Raw genomic sequence first — 15,497 nt, forward strand, 5'->3', positions numbered from 1 at the left:
ATGCGGCTGCGCCACATCGAGGTCTTCAACGCCATCATGCTCACGGGCAGCGTGAGCGCGGCGGCGCGGCTCATCAACATCACGCAGCCGGCCGTCAGCCGCACGCTGCAGCATGCCGAGCTGCAGCTGGGCTTCCCGCTGTTCCAGCGCGCCAAGGGGCGGCTCGCGCCCACTACCGAGGCGCTCACGCTGTACCCGCACATCGAGCGGCTGTTCGCGCAACTCGACGAGGTGCAGCGGCTCGCGGCCAACCTGCGCGCGGGCGCCGACACCGGCGAGCTGCGCATCCTCAGCGTGCTGGCGCTGAGCTACGAGATCCTGCCGCGCGCGCTCAAGGCCTTCCGCGAGAAGCACCCGGGCTACGCGATCAGCGTGGAGTCGCTGCATTCGCCGCAGATCATGTCGGCGCTGCTGCTGCAGGAGGCCGACGTCGGCTTCGCGTTCAGCCCGGCCGTGCATCCCTCGCTCACGCAGGAAACGGTGGCCGACAGCCGCATGGTCTGCATCGCGCCCAAGGGCATGCTGCCGCGCCTGCTGGTGCGCAACGGCTCGGTGGCGCTGCACGACCTGGCCGAGCGGCCGGTGATCGGCCTCGACAGCCGCGACCCGGTGGGCACCAGCCTGAGCCAGGCCTGCCGCCAGGCCGGCGTGGGCTTCCACCAGGCGGTGGTCACGGTGCAGACCTACCACGCGGCGCTGGCGATGGCGCACCACGGCCTGGGCGTGGCGCTGGTCGACGGCTGCACCGCGCGCTCGGCCGACACCTCCAAGGTCGACGTGCTCACGCTCGAGCCGCACATCCCGGTGCCGATCCGCGCGCTGCGCTTCACGGGCCGGCCCGATTCGGTCGCGGTGCGCGGCATCACGCGCTGCATGCAGCAGGCGATCGTGGAGGCGGGGGTTTAGCTCTCAGGCAGCCAGCGCGGCCGCGACGCGCCGCGCCGACCCGAAGGCCAGCGTGAAGCCCAGCGCACCGTGGCCGGTGTTGAACAGCATGTTCGAAGGCGCGCCCTCGAGCCGACCGACGATCGGCAGGCCCGTGGGCGTGGCCGGGCGCATGCCGGTCCAGGGATGCAGCTCGGCCAGCCGGCTCGCGTGCGGGAACACGGCGCGCGTGGCCTCGGCCAGGGTCTGGATGCGGGTCGCGGGAATGCTCGCGTCGTGCCCCACGAGCTCGGCCATGCCTGCCACGCGCAGGCGCGAGCCGATGCGCGCGAACACCACCTTGCGCGCGCTGTCGGTCACGTTCACTGTGGGCGCCGCACCGGGCGCCGGATCGACGTCGAGCGTGATGCTGTAGCCCTTGAGCGGATAGACCGGCAGGTAGGCGCCGAGCGCGCGACCGAGCTTGTGCGAAGCGGTGCCGAGTGCCATCACGAAGGCATCGGCCTCGATGTCGCCCGCGGCCGTACGTACCGCGGCGATGCGACCTCCGGCCTGCGCGAAGCCGCGCGCCTCGGTGCCGAGTTCGAAGCGCACGCCGCGCGCGCGCAGCACCCGCATCAGCTCGGCGCAGACCTTGAGGCAGTCGGCCGCGCATTCGCTGGGCGTGTAGACCGCGCCCGCGATGCCGCGCGCGTAGTCGGCGAGCGCGGGCTCGATCGCCACGCATTCGTCGGGGCGCACGATGCGCTGTTCGCTGCCCATGGTGCGCTGCAGCTCGAGCTGGGCGCGCGCGCCGGCCAGCGCGGCCTCGCTCGCATACAGCACCAGCTTGCCGGTGGCCGAGAAGTCGCAGTCGGGCGCGGCATCGGCCTGCATGGCCTCGAAGCCGGCGCGGCTCTCGGCCGCGAGCGCCAGCAGTTTTTCGGTGGTGTCGCGCGAGGTGCGCGCATTGCAGGCCGCGAGGAAGGCCAGGCCCCAGCGCCATTGCAGTGGATCGAGCTGCGGGCGCAGCTTGAGCGGCGAGTTGGGCGAGAGCAGCAGCTTCGGCAGCTGCCGCCAGATCGCGGGATCGGCCAGCGGCTGCACGTACGAGTAGCTGAGCTGCGCGCCATTGCCGCCGCTCGCGCCCGCGCCGGGCGCCGCGCGATCGACGACGCTGACCTGGTGGCCCTGGCGTTCGAGTTGCCAGGCGGTGGCCAGGCCCACGATGCCGGCGCCGAGCACGCACACATGCATGAGAGGCAACTTTCGGGAACGAAGAGAGAAGGGGTGAGCCTCGACTGTAGGCGTGCCGCCGCCGGCGCGGAAATGCAAAAAGAGGCGTGGCCCATAGCCAAAGGGCATGCCCCGCCGCGGCGCTTCGAAATCGGGGGGCGCCCGGGTTTTCCCTGCCCATAACCTTTGGGTATGGCCCAGCCCGCTATTGGAATTGCCGTCCTGAGTCACTCTTTCTTACACTGGTCCTCCTGTTCAACCTCCCTCGAAGAAGGCTCGCATGAAACTCTCCGCATTGATGGCCGCCGCCGCCACGGTCCTGCTCGCTGCCACCGGCGCCCAGGCCGCCGACACGCTGGCCAAGATCGCCGAGTCCGGCAAGATCACGCTGGCCTACCGCGAGTCGTCGGTGCCGTTCAGCTACCTCGACGGCCCCAACAAGCCGATCGGCTTCGCGGTCGAGATGTCGAACGCGGTGGTCGAGGCGGTGAAGAAGAAGCTCAACAAGCCGAACCTGCAGGTGCAGCTGATGGCCGTGACCTCGCAGAACCGCATCCCGCTGATCACCAACGGCACCATCGACCTCGAGTGCGGCTCCACCACCAACAACACCGCGCGCGGCAAGGACGTGTCCTTCGCGGTCAACCACTTCTACACGGGCACGCGCCTGCTGGTGAAGAAGTCCTCGAAGATCAAGGACTACGCCGACCTCGCGAAGAAGACCGTGGCCAGCACCACCGGCACCACCAACGCGCTGGTCATGCGCAAGTACAACACCGAGAAGAACCTCGACATGAACATCGTGCTCGGCAAGGACCACGCCGACGCCTTCCTGCTGGTGGAGAGCGACCGTGCCGTCGCCTTCGCGATGGACGACATCCTGCTGTTCGGCCTGATCGCCAACTCGAAGAGCCCGGCCGACTACGAGGTGGTGGGCGAGTCGCTGCAGGTCGAGCCCTATGCCTGCATGCTGCCCAAGGACGATCCGGCCTTCAAGAAGCTGGTCGACGACACCTTCATCGGCATGATGAAGAGCGGCGAGTTCGAGAAGCTCTACACCAAGTGGTTCATGTCGCCGATCCCGCCGAAGAACCTGCCGCTGAACCTGCCGATGAGCCCGCAGCTCAAGGACAACCTCAAGGAATTCAGCGACAAGCCGGCGACCTGAGCCGGACTTCGAGCGGAAACGAGGACATGGTCTCCACGCAGGTCGTAGGCATCCTGGGCGGCATGGGCCCGGCCGCGGGCGCCGACTTCGTGCGGCTGTTCGTGCAGGCCTGCGCGCAGCAGATGCGCGCGCGCGGCGAGCCGGTGCGCGACCAGTCCTTTCCCGAGCACTGGCTCGCGCAGGTGCCGGTGCCCGACCGCACCGGCGCGCTGCTGTCGAGCGCCGAGAACGGCGCGCACCAGCCGCTCGAGCCGATGCTGCAGGCGCTGGGCCGGCTGGCGGCGCTCGGCAGCCGCACGGTGGCGATCGCCTGCAACACCGCCCATGCCTGGCATGCGCGGCTGCAGGAACGCTTCCCGCAGGTCGAGCTGCTGCACATGGCGCGCGAGACCGCGCAGCACCTGGCGGCGCAGGGCGCGGGCGAGGTGGCGCTGATGGCCACCGAGGGCACCTATCGCATCGGCCTCTACGAGCAGGCGCTGGCCGAGGCCGGCCTGGGCTGCCACGTGCCGAGCGAGGTCGAGCGCCGCACCATCGCGCGCGGCATCTTCGAGGGCGTGAAGGCCGGCGACATGGCGCTGGCCGAGCGCTGCTTCTCCGAGGTCGCGCTGCGGCTGGCCGAGCGCCACGGGCCGGTCACGATCATCATGGGCTGCACCGAGGTGCCGCTGGGGCTCGCGGGCTCGAGCGCGGTGGCGGGGCTGCGGCTGGTCGATCCGGCGCAGGTGCTGGCGGCGGCGCTGGCGCGCCGGGCCTACGAACCGCGCTGAGCGGCAAAAGGGCGTCCGCGCGGGGTCATCAACCCCGCGAACAGGGAGGACGGGCCGTTATCGCCTACATTGCGGCGTGCGTTTTTCCGCATCTGCCCCTTGTCCGACGATCCCTCACCTGGAGCCCTCCTCATGCCCCAACTCGACGACCGCCGTTCCGACCTGCAATCCGACTTCGATTCGCTGCGCCCCGGCGACAGCACCGAACAGGGCGCGACGCGGCGCACCGCGCTCAAGGCCGCCATCGGCGTGGGCTATGCCGCCGCCGTGATGCCGGTGATGGCGCAGACTGCCATCAGCACCCCGGCCGACGGCCTCAAGGCCGGCCCGATCAAGTACACGGTCAACGGCTTCGAGGTGCCGGCCTACGCCGCCGCGCCGGCCAACAAGACCGGCCTGCCGGTGATCCTGGTGGTGCAGGAGATCTTCGGCGTGCACGAATACATCGCCGACACCTGCCGCCGCTTCGCCAAGCTCGGCTACCTCGCCATCGCGCCCGAGCTCTATGCGCGCCAGGGCGATCCGCGCGGCTACACCGACATTCCCAAGCTGCAGGCCGACATCGTGAGCAAGGTGCCCGACGCGCAGGTGCTGGCCGACCTCGACGGCGCGCTGCAGTACGCCGCGGCCAACGGCGGCGACACCTCCAAGGCCGGCATCACCGGCTTCTGCTGGGGCGGCCGCATCACCTGGCTCTACGCCGCCACCGGCAAGGTCAAGGCCGGCGTCGCCTGGTACGGCCGGCTGGTCGGCCAGGCCAGCGACCTGAACCCGAAGCACCCGGTCGACATCGCCGCCAACCTGCAGGCGCCGGTGCTCGGCCTGTACGGCGGAAAAGACCAGGGCATCCCCCTTGACACCGTTGATAAGATGAAATCGGCCCTGGCAAATGGCTCTCCGGCTGCCAAGGCATCGAGCTTCGTCGTGTATCCCGAAGCAGGCCATGCGTTCCATGCCGACTACCGTCCCAGCTACGTCAAGAGCGCGGCCGACGACGGATGGCAGCGAGCCACCGCCTGGTTCAAAGCCAACGGCGTCGCCTGAGCGATCAGCGCCCAGGACGACCCCAGAGCCAGCTTCCGCCGAAGGCCGTCCCCGCAAGGGGCGGCCTTTTTGCTTTTAATGAATGGAACTGGGCGCATCGGGCGTCCTTATTGCGTAAGCAGCTATGAACTTGATAGTGATCATCTTGGCGACCCTGGTCGCCGGCATCGGCAGCGTGTGGCTCGCGGCGCTGCTGCTGCGCGTGGGCGTGCGCAGCGGCTCGGGCGGCGTGAATCCGCAGCACCTGCTGAGCCTGGCGGCGGGCGCGCTGCTCGCCACCGCCTTCATGCACCTGTTGCCCGAGGCCTTCGAAAGCCGCATCGAGCCCGCGCTGCTGTTCGCGGTGCTGCTGTTCGGCGTGGTGTTCTTCTTCCTGCTCGACAAGGCCGAGCTGTGGCACCACGGGCACGAGCACCATCACGGCGGCGACACGCCCGAGCAGCCGGCGCAGCTCGGCCCCATCTACGACAACCACGGCCACCACGATCACGCGCACGGCCATGGCCATGCGCACCACGGCCACGACCACGGCCCGCGCGCCGGCGGCTGGGCCGTGCTCACCGGCGACAGCGTGCACTGCTTCGGCGACGGCATCCTCATTGCTTCGGCCTTCATCGCCGACCTGCGCCTGGGCCTGGTCGCCGCCCTCGCCGTGCTCGCGCACGAGGTGCCGCACCACATCGGCGACCTCGTGGTGCTGCGCCAGAGCTCGGCCAACCAGCGCGCCGCGCTCGTGAAGGTGTCGCTGGCCGGCACCATGACCATGCTCGGCGGCATCGCCGGCTGGTGGCTGGTCGACCAGCTGCATGGCTGGCTGCCTTACTTCCTCGTGCTGGCCGGCAGCAGCTTCGTCTACGTCGCGCTGGCCGACCTGATCCCGCAACTGCAAAAGCGCCTGCCGATGCGCCAGACCCTCGGGCAGATCGCCTGGCTGATCGCGGGCATCGTGCTGGTCACCGGCGTGAGCCGGCTTGCGCACAGCGGCGAGCATGGCCACGACCACGGGCACAACCACGCCGCGCATGCGCATGAGGAAGGGCATGACCACGACCATGCGCACGAAGGCGAGGCCAAGCCCGGGGCGAACAAGAACTGATCGTTTGCACAGGTGCGGTTGCGGCGATACGTCCCGTCACCCGCACCGTCTTCCGGATGACGCGAAATCGGCGCAACATAGGGGCCTGCTTCGCCCAGCCATCCGTGAGGAAAAGACCATGACCACCCGAGCCGCCGTCACCAGCGCGCGCCCCGCGCCGATCCCCGAGGAAGTCGACGAGGACCTCGATGCCGACGGCCTGCCCGAGGACGACTTCGATGCCATCGACGCGGAGGCCGCCGATTCCCTGTCCGAGGAAACCGGCATCGACCTCACCGATGCCAGCGAGCTCGATGCCGACAACGTGCCGGCCGACGAGGAGTTCGACCGAGTGATGAACGCGCCCGACTGAACCGGGCCCCGGTCAGGCCGGCTCCGGCCAGGCCGCCTGCTGCGGGCGCACCGACTCGTAGAACCGCGCCATCTGCAGCACCCCCAGATCGTCGAAGCGCCGCCCCGCGATCTGCAGGCCGATCGGCAGGCCGCTCTTCGAATGGCCGCAGTTGATCGATGCGGCCGGTTGTTCCGACTGGTTGAACACCGACGTGAAGTGCGAATCCTTGAGCAGGTTCTGCGAGCCGCTGTTGATGGCCTCGGCCGCGAACGGCAGCCCTGGCGACACCGGCGACAGCACGAAATCGAAAGGCTGCGTGGCCGCCACGGTGGCCGCGTGCAGCGCCTGCATGCGCGTGAAGGACAGGAACACGTCCTCGGGCGTCAGCGAGGCCGCGAACTCGGCGGCATGGTGGATGTAGTCGGCCGCCAGCTTCGCGCGCTCGGGTGCCATCGCGGCCAGGTCGACGCGGCAGCGCATGGTGAAGAAATGCGCCATGCCCAGGCGCAACTCGGGCGTGGTCCAGTCGGCCAGCGGCTCGACGATGGCGCCGGCCTGCTCGAACAGGCGCGCGGCCGCCAGCACCGCCGCCTTCACTTCCGCATCGATCGGCCAGCCGCCCATGGTCTCGGTCCACAGGCCGATGCGCAGGCCCTTCACGCTGCGCTCGAGCTGGTGCCACGCGATGTCGTTCGGCGGCAGGCTCATGTAGTCGCGCGCGTCGGGCTGCGACACCACCTGCATCAGCAGCGCGGCATCGGCCACGGTGCGCGTCATCGGGCCGATCACGCGCGCGGCCGCGGGCGGGTCGACGGGAATGCGGCCATGGCTGGGCTTGAGGCCGAACACGCCGCAGAAGCTCGCGGGGATGCGCACCGAGCCGCCGATGTCGGTGCCCAGGTGCAGCGGGCCGTAGCCGGCCGCCGCCGCGGCACCGGCGCCCGAGCTCGAGCCGCCCGTGTTGTGCGCCAGGTTCCACGGATTGCGCGTGAGCGCATGGAAGCTCGAGGGCGCCGCGCCCAGGAAGCCGAAGTCGGGCATCGTGGTCTTGGTGACGATGACCGCGCCCGCTTCGCGCACGCGCGCGGCCGCGGGGGCGTCCGAGGGCTCGGGCGCGAGCACGGTCGCGGCGCTGCCCACCGGCTTGGGCGTGCCGCGCGTGCCGATGTTCTCCTTCAGCGTGATCGGCACGCCGTCGAGCGCGCCCTGCGGCCGGCCCTGGGCCCAGCGCGCCTCGGAAGCGCGGGCCGCCGCGAGCGCGGCCTCGGCGTCGAGCGCGTAGGTGGCGCGGATGCTCGGCTCCCAGCGCTCGATGCGCGCGAGCACGGCCTGCGTCACTTCGACGGGCGACAGCACGCGGTCGCGGTAGTGTTCGAGCAACTGGAGGGCGCTCATCTCGTGCAGCGGTGTGGTCATGTCTTCGGTCTCCTTGTGGATGGATGAATGGGGCGGGGTGGTCATGCGTGACGGCGCTCAGCCGCGCCCGAAGGCGTAGCCCTGGCCCGGCGCGGCGGCCAGCAGCGTGCGCGTGTAGGCTTCCTGCGGCGACAGCAGCACCTCCCGCGCCGTGCCCTGTTCGACGATGCGGCCCTTGTGCATCACGATCAGGCGGTCGCAGATCTGGCTGGCCACGCGCAGGTCGTGGGTGATGAACAGGATGCCGATCGACAGCCGCTGCTGGATCTCGGCCAGCAGCTTGAGGATCTGGTCCTGCACCGACACGTCGAGCGCCGACACGGCCTCGTCGGCGATCAGCACGCGCGGCTCGCAGGCCAGCGCGCGCGCGATGCACAGGCGCTGGCGCTGGCCGCCCGAGAACTCGCTCGGGTACCGATGCAGTACCTCGGGCCTGAGCCGCACCAGCGCCATCAGCGCCTCGGCGCGCTGCCAGGCCTGGTCGTGCGGCACGCCGAAATTCACCGGCCCCTCGACGATCGACTGGCCCACGGTGCGGCGCGGATTGAGCGAGCGGTTCGGATCCTGGAACACCACCTGCACCAGGCGGCGGAAGGCCGAGCGCTCCGCACGGCCGCCGTGCTGCGCGATGCCGGGCACGCGGATGTCGCCGTCGGTGGGTTCGATCAGGCGCGCGATGCAGCGCGCCACGGTCGACTTGCCCGAGCCCGATTCGCCCACGATGCCCACGGTCTCGCCCGCATGCAGCCGCAGCGACACGTCGGCCGCCGCATGCACCGCGCGGCGCTTGCCGGGCCACGAGCCGCTGCGGTAGACCTTGCCGACGCCGCGCGCATCGAGCAGCGGCGCCTGCCGGTCGACCGGCGGGCGCTGCACCGGCGCGAGCTGCGGCACCGCCGCGAGCAGCATGCGCGTGTAGGCCTCCTTCGGGCGCCGCAGCACCTCGTCCTTCGGCCCGCTCTCGACCTGCCGGCCGAGCTGCAGCACCACCACGCGGTCGGCGATGTCCGCCACCACGCCGAAGTCGTGCGTGATGAACAGCACCGCGGTGCCGTTCTCCTGCTGCATCTCGCGAATCAGCGCGAGGATCTCGGCCTGCGTGGTCACGTCGAGCGCGGTAGTGGGTTCGTCGCAGATCAGCAGCGCCGGGCGCAGGATCAGCGCGATGGCGATCACGATGCGCTGGCGCTGCCCGCCCGAGAGCTGGTGCGGATAGGCGTCATAGATGCGCTGCGGCTCGGGCAGCCGCACGCGCTCGAAGATCTCGAGCACACGCCGACGCCGCTCGGCGGCCTTCAGTGCCGTGTGCTCGGCCAGGATCTCGTCGACCTGCGCGCCGCAGCGCATCACCGGGTTGAGCGCGGTCATCGGCTCCTGGAACACCATCGCCATGCGCGCGCCGCGCAGTGCGCGCAGCCGCTTCGCGTCGGCCGCCAGCACGTTCTCGCCCTGCACCTCGATGCAGCCGGCCGAGGGCCGCAGCGAGGCCGGCAGCAGGCCCATCGCGGCCTGCGCGATCACCGACTTGCCGGAACCCGATTCGCCGAGCAGGCACACGACCTGGCCCGGCATCACGTCGAAGGAGATGCCGTGCACCGCATGCGCGCGGTCGGCACCGGCCGGCAGGTCGATGGCGAGGTCGCGCACCGAGAGGCAGGGCGCGACGGAAGAGGGAGCGACGCTGGATGTCATGCCCGGCCTCCGCGCTGGTTGAACTTGGGATCGAGCGCGTCGCGCAGGCCGTCGCCGAGCATGTTCACGGCCAGCACCGTGAGCGCGAGGAAGGCGCCCGGCAGCAGCACGGTCGAGGGATGCGAGGTGAAGTGCGTGCGGCCCTCGGACATGATGTTGCCCCAGGTCGGCACGTCCGAAGGCAGGCCGATGCCGAGGAAGGACATCACGGCCTCCACCAGCATCGCGGCCGCGCAGATGAAGGTGCCCTGCACGATCAGCGGTGCCACCGTGTTCGGCAGGATGTGGCGCAGCATCAGCTTCCAGGTCGGCGTGTCGAGCGCGACCGCGGCCTCGACATAGGGCTCCTCGCGCACCGACAGCACCACCGAGCGCACCAGCCGTGCCACGCGCGGCGTCTCGGGCACCACGATGGCCAGGATCACGGTCAGCAGGCTGGGCCGCCACACGGCCACCAGCACGATCGCGAACAGGATGCCGGGGATGGCCATCATCCCGTCCATCACGCGCATGATGAAACCGTCGAGCCGGCGGAAGTAGCCCGCGACCATGCCGACCACCAGGCCGAGCGCGACCGAGCCCAGCGCCACCGCCACGCCCACCGACAGCGAGATCCGCGCGCCGTAGGCCGTGCGGCTCCAGAGGTCGCGGCCCATGCTGTCGGTGCCCAGCGGGAAGAAGCGCACGAAGCTGTCGCCCGCGAGCGTCACGAACTCGGCGCGCGCGCCCGGCGGCAGGTGCGAGCTCGCGGGGTCCATCGCATTGGGATCGATGGTGTGCAGCCAGGGCGCGGCCACGGCCAGCAGCAGCATCGCGAGCAGCAGCGCGCCGCCGATGCGCACCGCGCCGTTGGCGAGCAGGCGGCGCGATGCGGAGCGCGGGCGCGGTGGGGGCGCGGCGGTGTCGGGCCCGATGGCGTCGTCGGGCAGGGAGATCGAAGTCATGGCGAGGCTTTCGATGAGAGGGCGGGAGGTCGTCAGTAGCGGATGCGCGGATCGAGCAGCAGGTAGCTCAGGTCCACCAGCAGGTTCACCACCACGTAGACCAGCGAGAAGAACAGGGTGATGCCCTGGATCAGCGGGTAGTCGCGCGAGAGCACGGCGTCGACCGTGAGCTGGCCCAGGCCGGGAATCGCGTAGATGGTCTCGGTGACAACCACGCCGCCGATCAGGCCGGCCACGCTCAGGCCGATGACGGTGGCGATCGGCACCGCCGCGTTGGCGAGTGCGTGGCGCAGCAGCATGCGCCATTCGGCAATGCCCTTGGCGCGCGCGGTGCGCACATAGTCCTCGGTCAGCGCTTCCGACACCGAGGCACGCGTGACCCGCGCGATCAGCGCCGCATACATCACGGCCAGCGTGATGCAGGGCAGCACCAGGTTGCGCAGCCAGGGGCCGACGCCATCGGCGATGCGGCTGTAGCCCTGCGAGGGCAGCCAGCCGAGCTGCATCGAGAACAGCCAGATCATCGCGTAGCCGGCCACGAACACCGGCACCGAGAAGCCGAGCACCGATGCGCCCATGATGAAGCGGTCGAGCCGGCCGCCGCGCCGCGATGCGGCCAGCACGCCGAGCGGCAGCGCGATCAGCACGGTGAGCACCACCGTCACGGCCGCGATCGACAGCGTGGGTTCGAGCCGCTGGCCGATCAGGTCGGTCACGCTCATGCGGTAGAAGAAGGAATGGCCGAGGTCGCCGCGCAGCACCTGGCCGAGCCAGCGGGCGAACTGGACCAGGATCGATTCGTCGAGCCCGAGCTGCATGCGGATGCGCGCGATGTCCTGCGCGCTGGCCGCGTCGCCCGCGATGGCGGCGGCCGGGTCGCCGGGCGTCATGCGCAGCAGCAGGAAGACGATGACGGCCACGATCAGGAGCACGGGCGCAGTGGCCAGTCCGCGGCGCAGCAGGAAGTTGAGCATGGAGAGCTCCGGTGAATGAGCGCCGGGCACCCGGCGCTGGCGTGACAGGGCCCGCCCGGCTGCCGCGGGGGCGCAGCCGGTCAGGAGCGACGAAGGGACGGGGAGGCGGCGCTTACTGCGGCGGCTGCTTCTTCTGCACGTTCCAGTACAGCACCCCCGGCGAGGGCAGCAGGCCGGTGATCACGCCGCGGCGCACGGCCGTGGGCGCCCTGACTTCGCCCAGCGGCGCGAGCACGCCGTTGTCGAGCACCAGCTGCTGGATCCGCGTCGCGATCTCCTTGCGCTGCGCGAGGTCGGTGGTGGCGATGAACTTCGACTTCAGCGTCTCGAGCTCGGGCACCGTGGGCCAGCCGAAGTAGCCCTGGTCGCCGTTGCCGGTCAGCGGGCTGTAGCCGATCGGGCTGCTTGCATCCACGCCGCCCCAGAAGGTGATGAAGGCGTTCCAGCCGCCGTTCTCGGGCAGGTCCTTCTTGGTGCGCCGGGTCACCAGCGTGGCCCAGTCGGTGGTCTGCACGTCGACGTTGAAGCCGACCTGCTTGAGCAGCTGGCCATACACCGCCGGCAGCTTGTTCAGCGCGGGCGAGTCGCCCGGCAGCAGGATGACCACGGGCTTGCCGTCGTAGCCCGATTCCTTGAGCAGCTTGCGCGCTTCCTCGAACTGCGGCTTGCCGGTGTAGAAGCCGGTCTTGTCGCTCGCATAGGTCGAGCCGCAGAGGTAGATCGAGATGCAGGGCTTGTAGAAGTCGCGGAAGGTGGCCTGGGCGCGCAGCAGTGCCTCCTGGTTGATGGCGAGCATCGCGGCGCGCAGCGCCTTCGGGTTGTCGAAGGGCGGCACCTTGTGGTTGTAGACCACCGTGTAGGGGCCCGCGGGCATCACGTCGACCAGCTCGATCTTCTCGTTGGTGCGCATGCCGGCATAGCCCGAGCTGGGCACGGTCTCGAGCATGTCGACCTCGCCGTTGAGCAGCGCGTTGGCCTGCGTCTGCGGATCGCGCAGCAGCACCCATTCGACGCGGTCCACGTGCACCACCTTGCCGCCGGCCAGGCCCGAGGCCGGTTCCTTGCGCGGCACGTAGGCCGTGTTCTTGCGGTAGACGATGCGGTCGCCGGGGCGGAAGTCCTCCTTGGCGAGCGTGAAGGGGCCCGAGCCGATCATCTCCTCGATCTGCCGGTCGGCCGGCGTCTCGGCCACGCGCTTGGGCATGATGAAGGGCACCAGCGGATTGGGCTTGCCGAGCGCGTCGAGCACCACGCCGAAGGGCTGCTTGAAGCTCATGCGAAAGCCGTTCGGGCCCTCGGCCGCGATGCTGTCCATGGCCTCGTACATCTTCTGGCCCAGCGTGTCGCGCTTGGCCCAGCGCGCGAGCGAGGCGATCACGTCCTGCGAGGTGACCGGCGCGCCATCGTGGAACTTCAGGCCCGGGCGCAGCGTGAAGGTCCAGACCTTGTTGTCGGCGCTCGCGCTGTACTTGTCGACCATCTGCGGCTTGATCGCACCCTTCTCGTCCATCGCGAACAGGGTGTCGTAGATCATCAGGCCGTGGTTGCGCGTGATGTTCGCCGTGGTCCAGATCGGGTCGAGGATCTTGAGGTCGGACGAGGGCACGGTGCGAAGCACCGTCTCGGCGCCGGCGCCGGCGCCGAAGGTCAGGGCCAGTGCCGACAGGGCGGCTGCCGCGGCGTGGCGCGGCGAGAGATGGAGTGCCATGGAGCCTTACTTCTTTCGGGAGGGAGCGGAGGACGGAGGAACGGGGGCGGGCAACGATTCCTTGCTCTCGCGCAGTTGCTGCAGCAGGAATTCGAAGATGTCGCGCGTGCGCTCCTCGGAGTCGATGAGCTTGCGCAGGATGCGGTGCAGGCTGTCGACCTCCGCGGCGCTCAGCGTGTCGAGGAAGCGCAACTCCATCTCGTGGCCGAGGGGCTCGGCACGCAGCACCATGTCGAGGCCGGTCTCGCTCAGGCACAGGCAGATCTGGCGCGCGTCCTCGGTGCCGACGTGGCGCTCCACCAGTTGGCGCTGCACCAGCGAGCTCACCAGCTTGGAGACCAGCGTTTTCTCGATGCCGCAGGTCTGCACCAGCTGGCCGATGGTGATGCCGGGCGCGCCGCCGATCATGCGCAGCAGGCGCACGTCGCGGATCGAGATCCCGAGCTCGATCTCGTAGACCCGTGAGCCGCGGTCGCGCGTGCGCTCCGAGGCGATGTCCATCAGGACGTTGAGGTAGTCGGTCTTGAGTTGCAGCGGGGCGTGCATGAGCTTGTAGGAGAAATCTTCAATAGTTGAAATGTTCAACTATCTAGGCGACCTACGCAAGCTCCGGGCCAGATGGCGAGGGAAATCCCCTAGGACGGGGACTTCCGAGGGAAATCCGTGGAAAAGGGAGGCGGCGGACCGTCGCGCCCGCGCCCGGGCATCACCGATCCGGTGCGCCGGACGCACCGGCGCAGCGCCCGGTGCACCCGCAGGCGTATCGGATCAGGCCGCGTCGCGCCGCACGATCACCTGCCCATTTCGCGCCCCGCTGTGCGCGCCATCGCGCCAGGTCAGCGCGCCATTCACGATCACCGCCTCGATGCCTTCGGCCGCCTGCGTCGGCTCCTGGTAGTTCGCGGTGTCGCGCACGGTCTTCGCATCGAACACCACCACGTCCGCGTGGTGGCCGGGCTTGAGCGTGCCGCGCTCGTGCAGGCCGAAGTTGCGCGCCGTGAGGCCGGTCATCTTCCACACCGCGGTCTCGAGCGGGAACAGGCCGACGTCGCGGCTGTAGTGGCCCAGCACGCGCGGGAAGGTGCCCCACAGCCGCGGATGCGGCTTCTCGCCGAGTGGAATGCCGTCGGAGCCGATCATGGTTTCGTCGAAGGCGAGGATGCGCTGCACGTCGTCCTCGTCCATCATGAAATAGATCGCGCTGCCGGGCTGCAGCCGCCTGGCGGCCTCCTCGCCCGACACGCCCCAGTCGGCCGCGATGTCCTTGAGGTCGCGGCCCGCGCATTCGGGATGCGGCACGCTCGATGCGATCAGCACGCGGCCGTCCATCATGCCGCGGTCGGTGCGGATCATGGTCGAGCCGGCCGTGTAGGGATAGCAGTCGAGGCCGATGCACTGGTGCTTCATCGCCTCCTGGATGAAGGGCAGCGTGACCTTGGTCTTGCCGTGGTTCTGCACGTTCTGCACCTTGTGGTGCGACACCACCACCGGGATGTCGAGCGCGCGGCCGATGGCGAAGGTCTCCTCGAGCGATTCCATCACGCGGTCGGCCTCGTCGCGCATGTGGGTCACGTAGAGCGCCTTGCGCGACGTGAGCGGGCGACCCACCTCGATGATCTCCTCGGTCGTGGCCTTCACCGCGGGCGGGTAGAAGGTGCCGGTCGACAGGCCGATGGCACCGGCCTGCATCGCTTCCTCGACCAGCGCCTGCATGGCCGCGATCTCGCTCGCGGTGGCGGGGCGGTCGAGGTCGGCCATGGTCACGGCGCGCAGCGTCGAATGGCCCACCATCGCCGCCACGTTGACCGAGGAGGGCGTGGCGCGCAGCGCGTCGAGGTAGGCGGCGAAGGTGGTGAAGCGGCCCTCGACCGGCGAGTCGAGCAGGCTCAGCGGCATCGGCAGGTCCATGTCCTCGCGCAGCGGCGCGGCGCTGATGCCGCAGTTGCCCGCGATCACCGTGGTTACGCCTTGGGACACCTTGAACGGCATCTGCGCCTGCGACAGCACCGCCTGGTCGTCGTGCGTGTGCGAGTCGATGAAGCCCGGCGCCACGATGCGGCCCGTGGCGTCGAGCACCTGGTCGGCCGTATGGCCCTCGAGCTTGCCGATGGCGGCGATGCGCCCGCCCGAGATGGCCACGTCGGCCTCGAAGCGCGGCGCCTTGGTGCCGTCGATCACGGTGCCGCCGCGGATCAGCAGGTCGTGGTGGGTGGGGTTCGACATCGCGTCTTCCTTCTTCGTGTGGGGGTGT

14 protein-coding genes are annotated in these 15,497 nt (G+C 69.9%); 6 read left to right on the plus strand and 8 right to left on the minus strand.

The window, feature by feature from the left end; genetic code table 11:
* A complete protein-coding gene (locus AC07RV_RS11925) occupies positions 1-906 on the plus strand; it encodes a LysR family transcriptional regulator (protein WP_296781618.1) in 906 nt (301 codons plus the stop codon).
* A gap of 3 nt (positions 907-909) precedes the next feature.
* Here AC07RV_RS11925 and AC07RV_RS11930 read toward each other — a convergent pair whose 3' ends face one another.
* Complete coding sequence (locus tag AC07RV_RS11930) at positions 910-2,121, minus strand: D-amino acid dehydrogenase (protein WP_296781619.1); 1,212 nt, start codon at positions 2,119-2,121, stop codon at positions 910-912.
* A 259-nt stretch (positions 2,122-2,380) separates the two neighbouring features.
* Here AC07RV_RS11930 and AC07RV_RS11935 point away from each other — a divergent pair, with 259 nt between their 5' ends.
* From AC07RV_RS11935 to AC07RV_RS11955, 5 genes are all read left to right on the plus strand, one after another.
* Positions 2,381-3,268 carry a transporter substrate-binding domain-containing protein gene (locus tag AC07RV_RS11935; RefSeq protein ID WP_296781620.1) on the plus strand — a complete coding sequence of 296 codons (888 nt, stop codon included), beginning with the start codon at positions 2,381-2,383 and terminating at the stop codon, positions 3,266-3,268.
* 26 nt (positions 3,269-3,294) lie between these two features.
* A complete protein-coding gene (locus tag AC07RV_RS11940) occupies positions 3,295-4,038 on the plus strand; it encodes an aspartate/glutamate racemase family protein (protein ID WP_296781621.1) in 744 nt (247 codons plus the stop codon).
* A 132-nt stretch (positions 4,039-4,170) separates the two neighbouring features.
* A complete protein-coding gene (locus AC07RV_RS11945) occupies positions 4,171-5,082 on the plus strand; it encodes a dienelactone hydrolase family protein (RefSeq protein WP_296781622.1) in 912 nt (303 codons plus the stop codon).
* A gap of 124 nt (positions 5,083-5,206) precedes the next feature.
* Positions 5,207-6,178, plus strand: a complete 972-nt coding sequence (locus tag AC07RV_RS11950; protein WP_296781623.1) for a ZIP family metal transporter — start codon at positions 5,207-5,209, stop codon at positions 6,176-6,178.
* A 118-nt stretch (positions 6,179-6,296) separates the two neighbouring features.
* Positions 6,297-6,530 carry a hypothetical protein gene (locus tag AC07RV_RS11955; protein ID WP_296781624.1) on the plus strand — a complete coding sequence of 78 codons (234 nt, stop codon included), beginning with the start codon at positions 6,297-6,299 and terminating at the stop codon, positions 6,528-6,530.
* A 12-nt stretch (positions 6,531-6,542) separates the two neighbouring features.
* Here AC07RV_RS11955 and AC07RV_RS11960 read toward each other — a convergent pair whose 3' ends face one another.
* The 7 genes from AC07RV_RS11960 to AC07RV_RS11990 all read right to left on the minus strand — a co-directional run bounded on the left by AC07RV_RS11960 (position 6,543) and on the right by AC07RV_RS11990 (position 15,469).
* Positions 6,543-7,928, minus strand: a complete 1,386-nt coding sequence (locus AC07RV_RS11960; protein ID WP_296781625.1) for an amidase — start codon at positions 7,926-7,928, stop codon at positions 6,543-6,545.
* Between the two features lie 57 nt (positions 7,929-7,985).
* Entirely contained in the window at positions 7,986-9,620 is a 1,635-nt protein-coding gene (locus AC07RV_RS11965; protein WP_296781626.1) for a dipeptide ABC transporter ATP-binding protein, read from the minus strand.
* The gene (locus AC07RV_RS11970; protein ID WP_093349054.1) at positions 9,617-10,564 is read right to left on the minus strand and encodes an ABC transporter permease; all 948 of its coding nucleotides are present in this window, start codon (positions 10,562-10,564) and stop codon (positions 9,617-9,619) included. The genes AC07RV_RS11965 and AC07RV_RS11970 overlap by 4 nt, the downstream gene beginning before the upstream one ends.
* A 32-nt stretch (positions 10,565-10,596) precedes the next feature.
* Entirely contained in the window at positions 10,597-11,538 is a 942-nt protein-coding gene (locus tag AC07RV_RS11975; protein WP_093349056.1) for an ABC transporter permease, read from the minus strand.
* 112 nt (positions 11,539-11,650) lie between these two features.
* Positions 11,651-13,246, minus strand: coding sequence for an ABC transporter substrate-binding protein (locus AC07RV_RS11980; protein ID WP_296781627.1), 1,596 nt, complete (start codon positions 13,244-13,246; stop codon positions 11,651-11,653).
* A 6-nt stretch (positions 13,247-13,252) separates the two neighbouring features.
* Positions 13,253-13,792: a MarR family winged helix-turn-helix transcriptional regulator gene (locus AC07RV_RS11985; protein ID WP_296781628.1), complete on the minus strand. Its 540-nt coding sequence runs from the start codon at positions 13,790-13,792 to the stop codon at positions 13,253-13,255.
* A 222-nt stretch (positions 13,793-14,014) separates the two neighbouring features.
* Positions 14,015-15,469 (minus strand): N-acyl-D-amino-acid deacylase family protein, encoded by a 1,455-nt coding sequence (locus AC07RV_RS11990; RefSeq protein ID WP_296781629.1) that lies wholly within the window; start codon positions 15,467-15,469, stop codon positions 14,015-14,017.
* Positions 15,470-15,497 lie beyond the last annotated feature (28 nt).

Source organism: Variovorax sp. GW821-FHT09B01, from assembly GCF_059418345.1.

What these genes read in the sequence shown, in the direction of transcription:
- AC07RV_RS11925 (WP_296781618.1), top strand. Translation starts at nt 1, where the DNA reads ATGCGGCTGCGCCACATCGAGGTCTTCAACGCCATCATGCTCACGGGC.
- AC07RV_RS11930 (WP_296781619.1), bottom strand. Translation starts at nt 2,121, where the DNA reads ATGCATGTGTGCGTGCTCGGCGCCGGCATCGTGGGCCTGGCCACCGCC.
- AC07RV_RS11935 (WP_296781620.1), top strand. Translation starts at nt 2,381, where the DNA reads ATGAAACTCTCCGCATTGATGGCCGCCGCCGCCACGGTCCTGCTCGCT.
- AC07RV_RS11940 (WP_296781621.1), top strand. Translation starts at nt 3,295, where the DNA reads ATGGTCTCCACGCAGGTCGTAGGCATCCTGGGCGGCATGGGCCCGGCC.
- AC07RV_RS11945 (WP_296781622.1), top strand. Translation starts at nt 4,171, where the DNA reads ATGCCCCAACTCGACGACCGCCGTTCCGACCTGCAATCCGACTTCGAT.
- AC07RV_RS11950 (WP_296781623.1), top strand. Translation starts at nt 5,207, where the DNA reads ATGAACTTGATAGTGATCATCTTGGCGACCCTGGTCGCCGGCATCGGC.
- AC07RV_RS11955 (WP_296781624.1), top strand. Translation starts at nt 6,297, where the DNA reads ATGACCACCCGAGCCGCCGTCACCAGCGCGCGCCCCGCGCCGATCCCC.
- AC07RV_RS11960 (WP_296781625.1), bottom strand. Translation starts at nt 7,928, where the DNA reads ATGACCACACCGCTGCACGAGATGAGCGCCCTCCAGTTGCTCGAACAC.
- AC07RV_RS11965 (WP_296781626.1), bottom strand. Translation starts at nt 9,620, where the DNA reads ATGACATCCAGCGTCGCTCCCTCTTCCGTCGCGCCCTGCCTCTCGGTG.
- AC07RV_RS11970 (WP_093349054.1), bottom strand. Translation starts at nt 10,564, where the DNA reads ATGACTTCGATCTCCCTGCCCGACGACGCCATCGGGCCCGACACCGCC.
- AC07RV_RS11975 (WP_093349056.1), bottom strand. Translation starts at nt 11,538, where the DNA reads ATGCTCAACTTCCTGCTGCGCCGCGGACTGGCCACTGCGCCCGTGCTC.
- AC07RV_RS11980 (WP_296781627.1), bottom strand. Translation starts at nt 13,246, where the DNA reads ATGGCACTCCATCTCTCGCCGCGCCACGCCGCGGCAGCCGCCCTGTCG.
- AC07RV_RS11985 (WP_296781628.1), bottom strand. Translation starts at nt 13,792, where the DNA reads ATGCACGCCCCGCTGCAACTCAAGACCGACTACCTCAACGTCCTGATG.
- AC07RV_RS11990 (WP_296781629.1), bottom strand. Translation starts at nt 15,469, where the DNA reads ATGTCGAACCCCACCCACCACGACCTGCTGATCCGCGGCGGCACCGTG.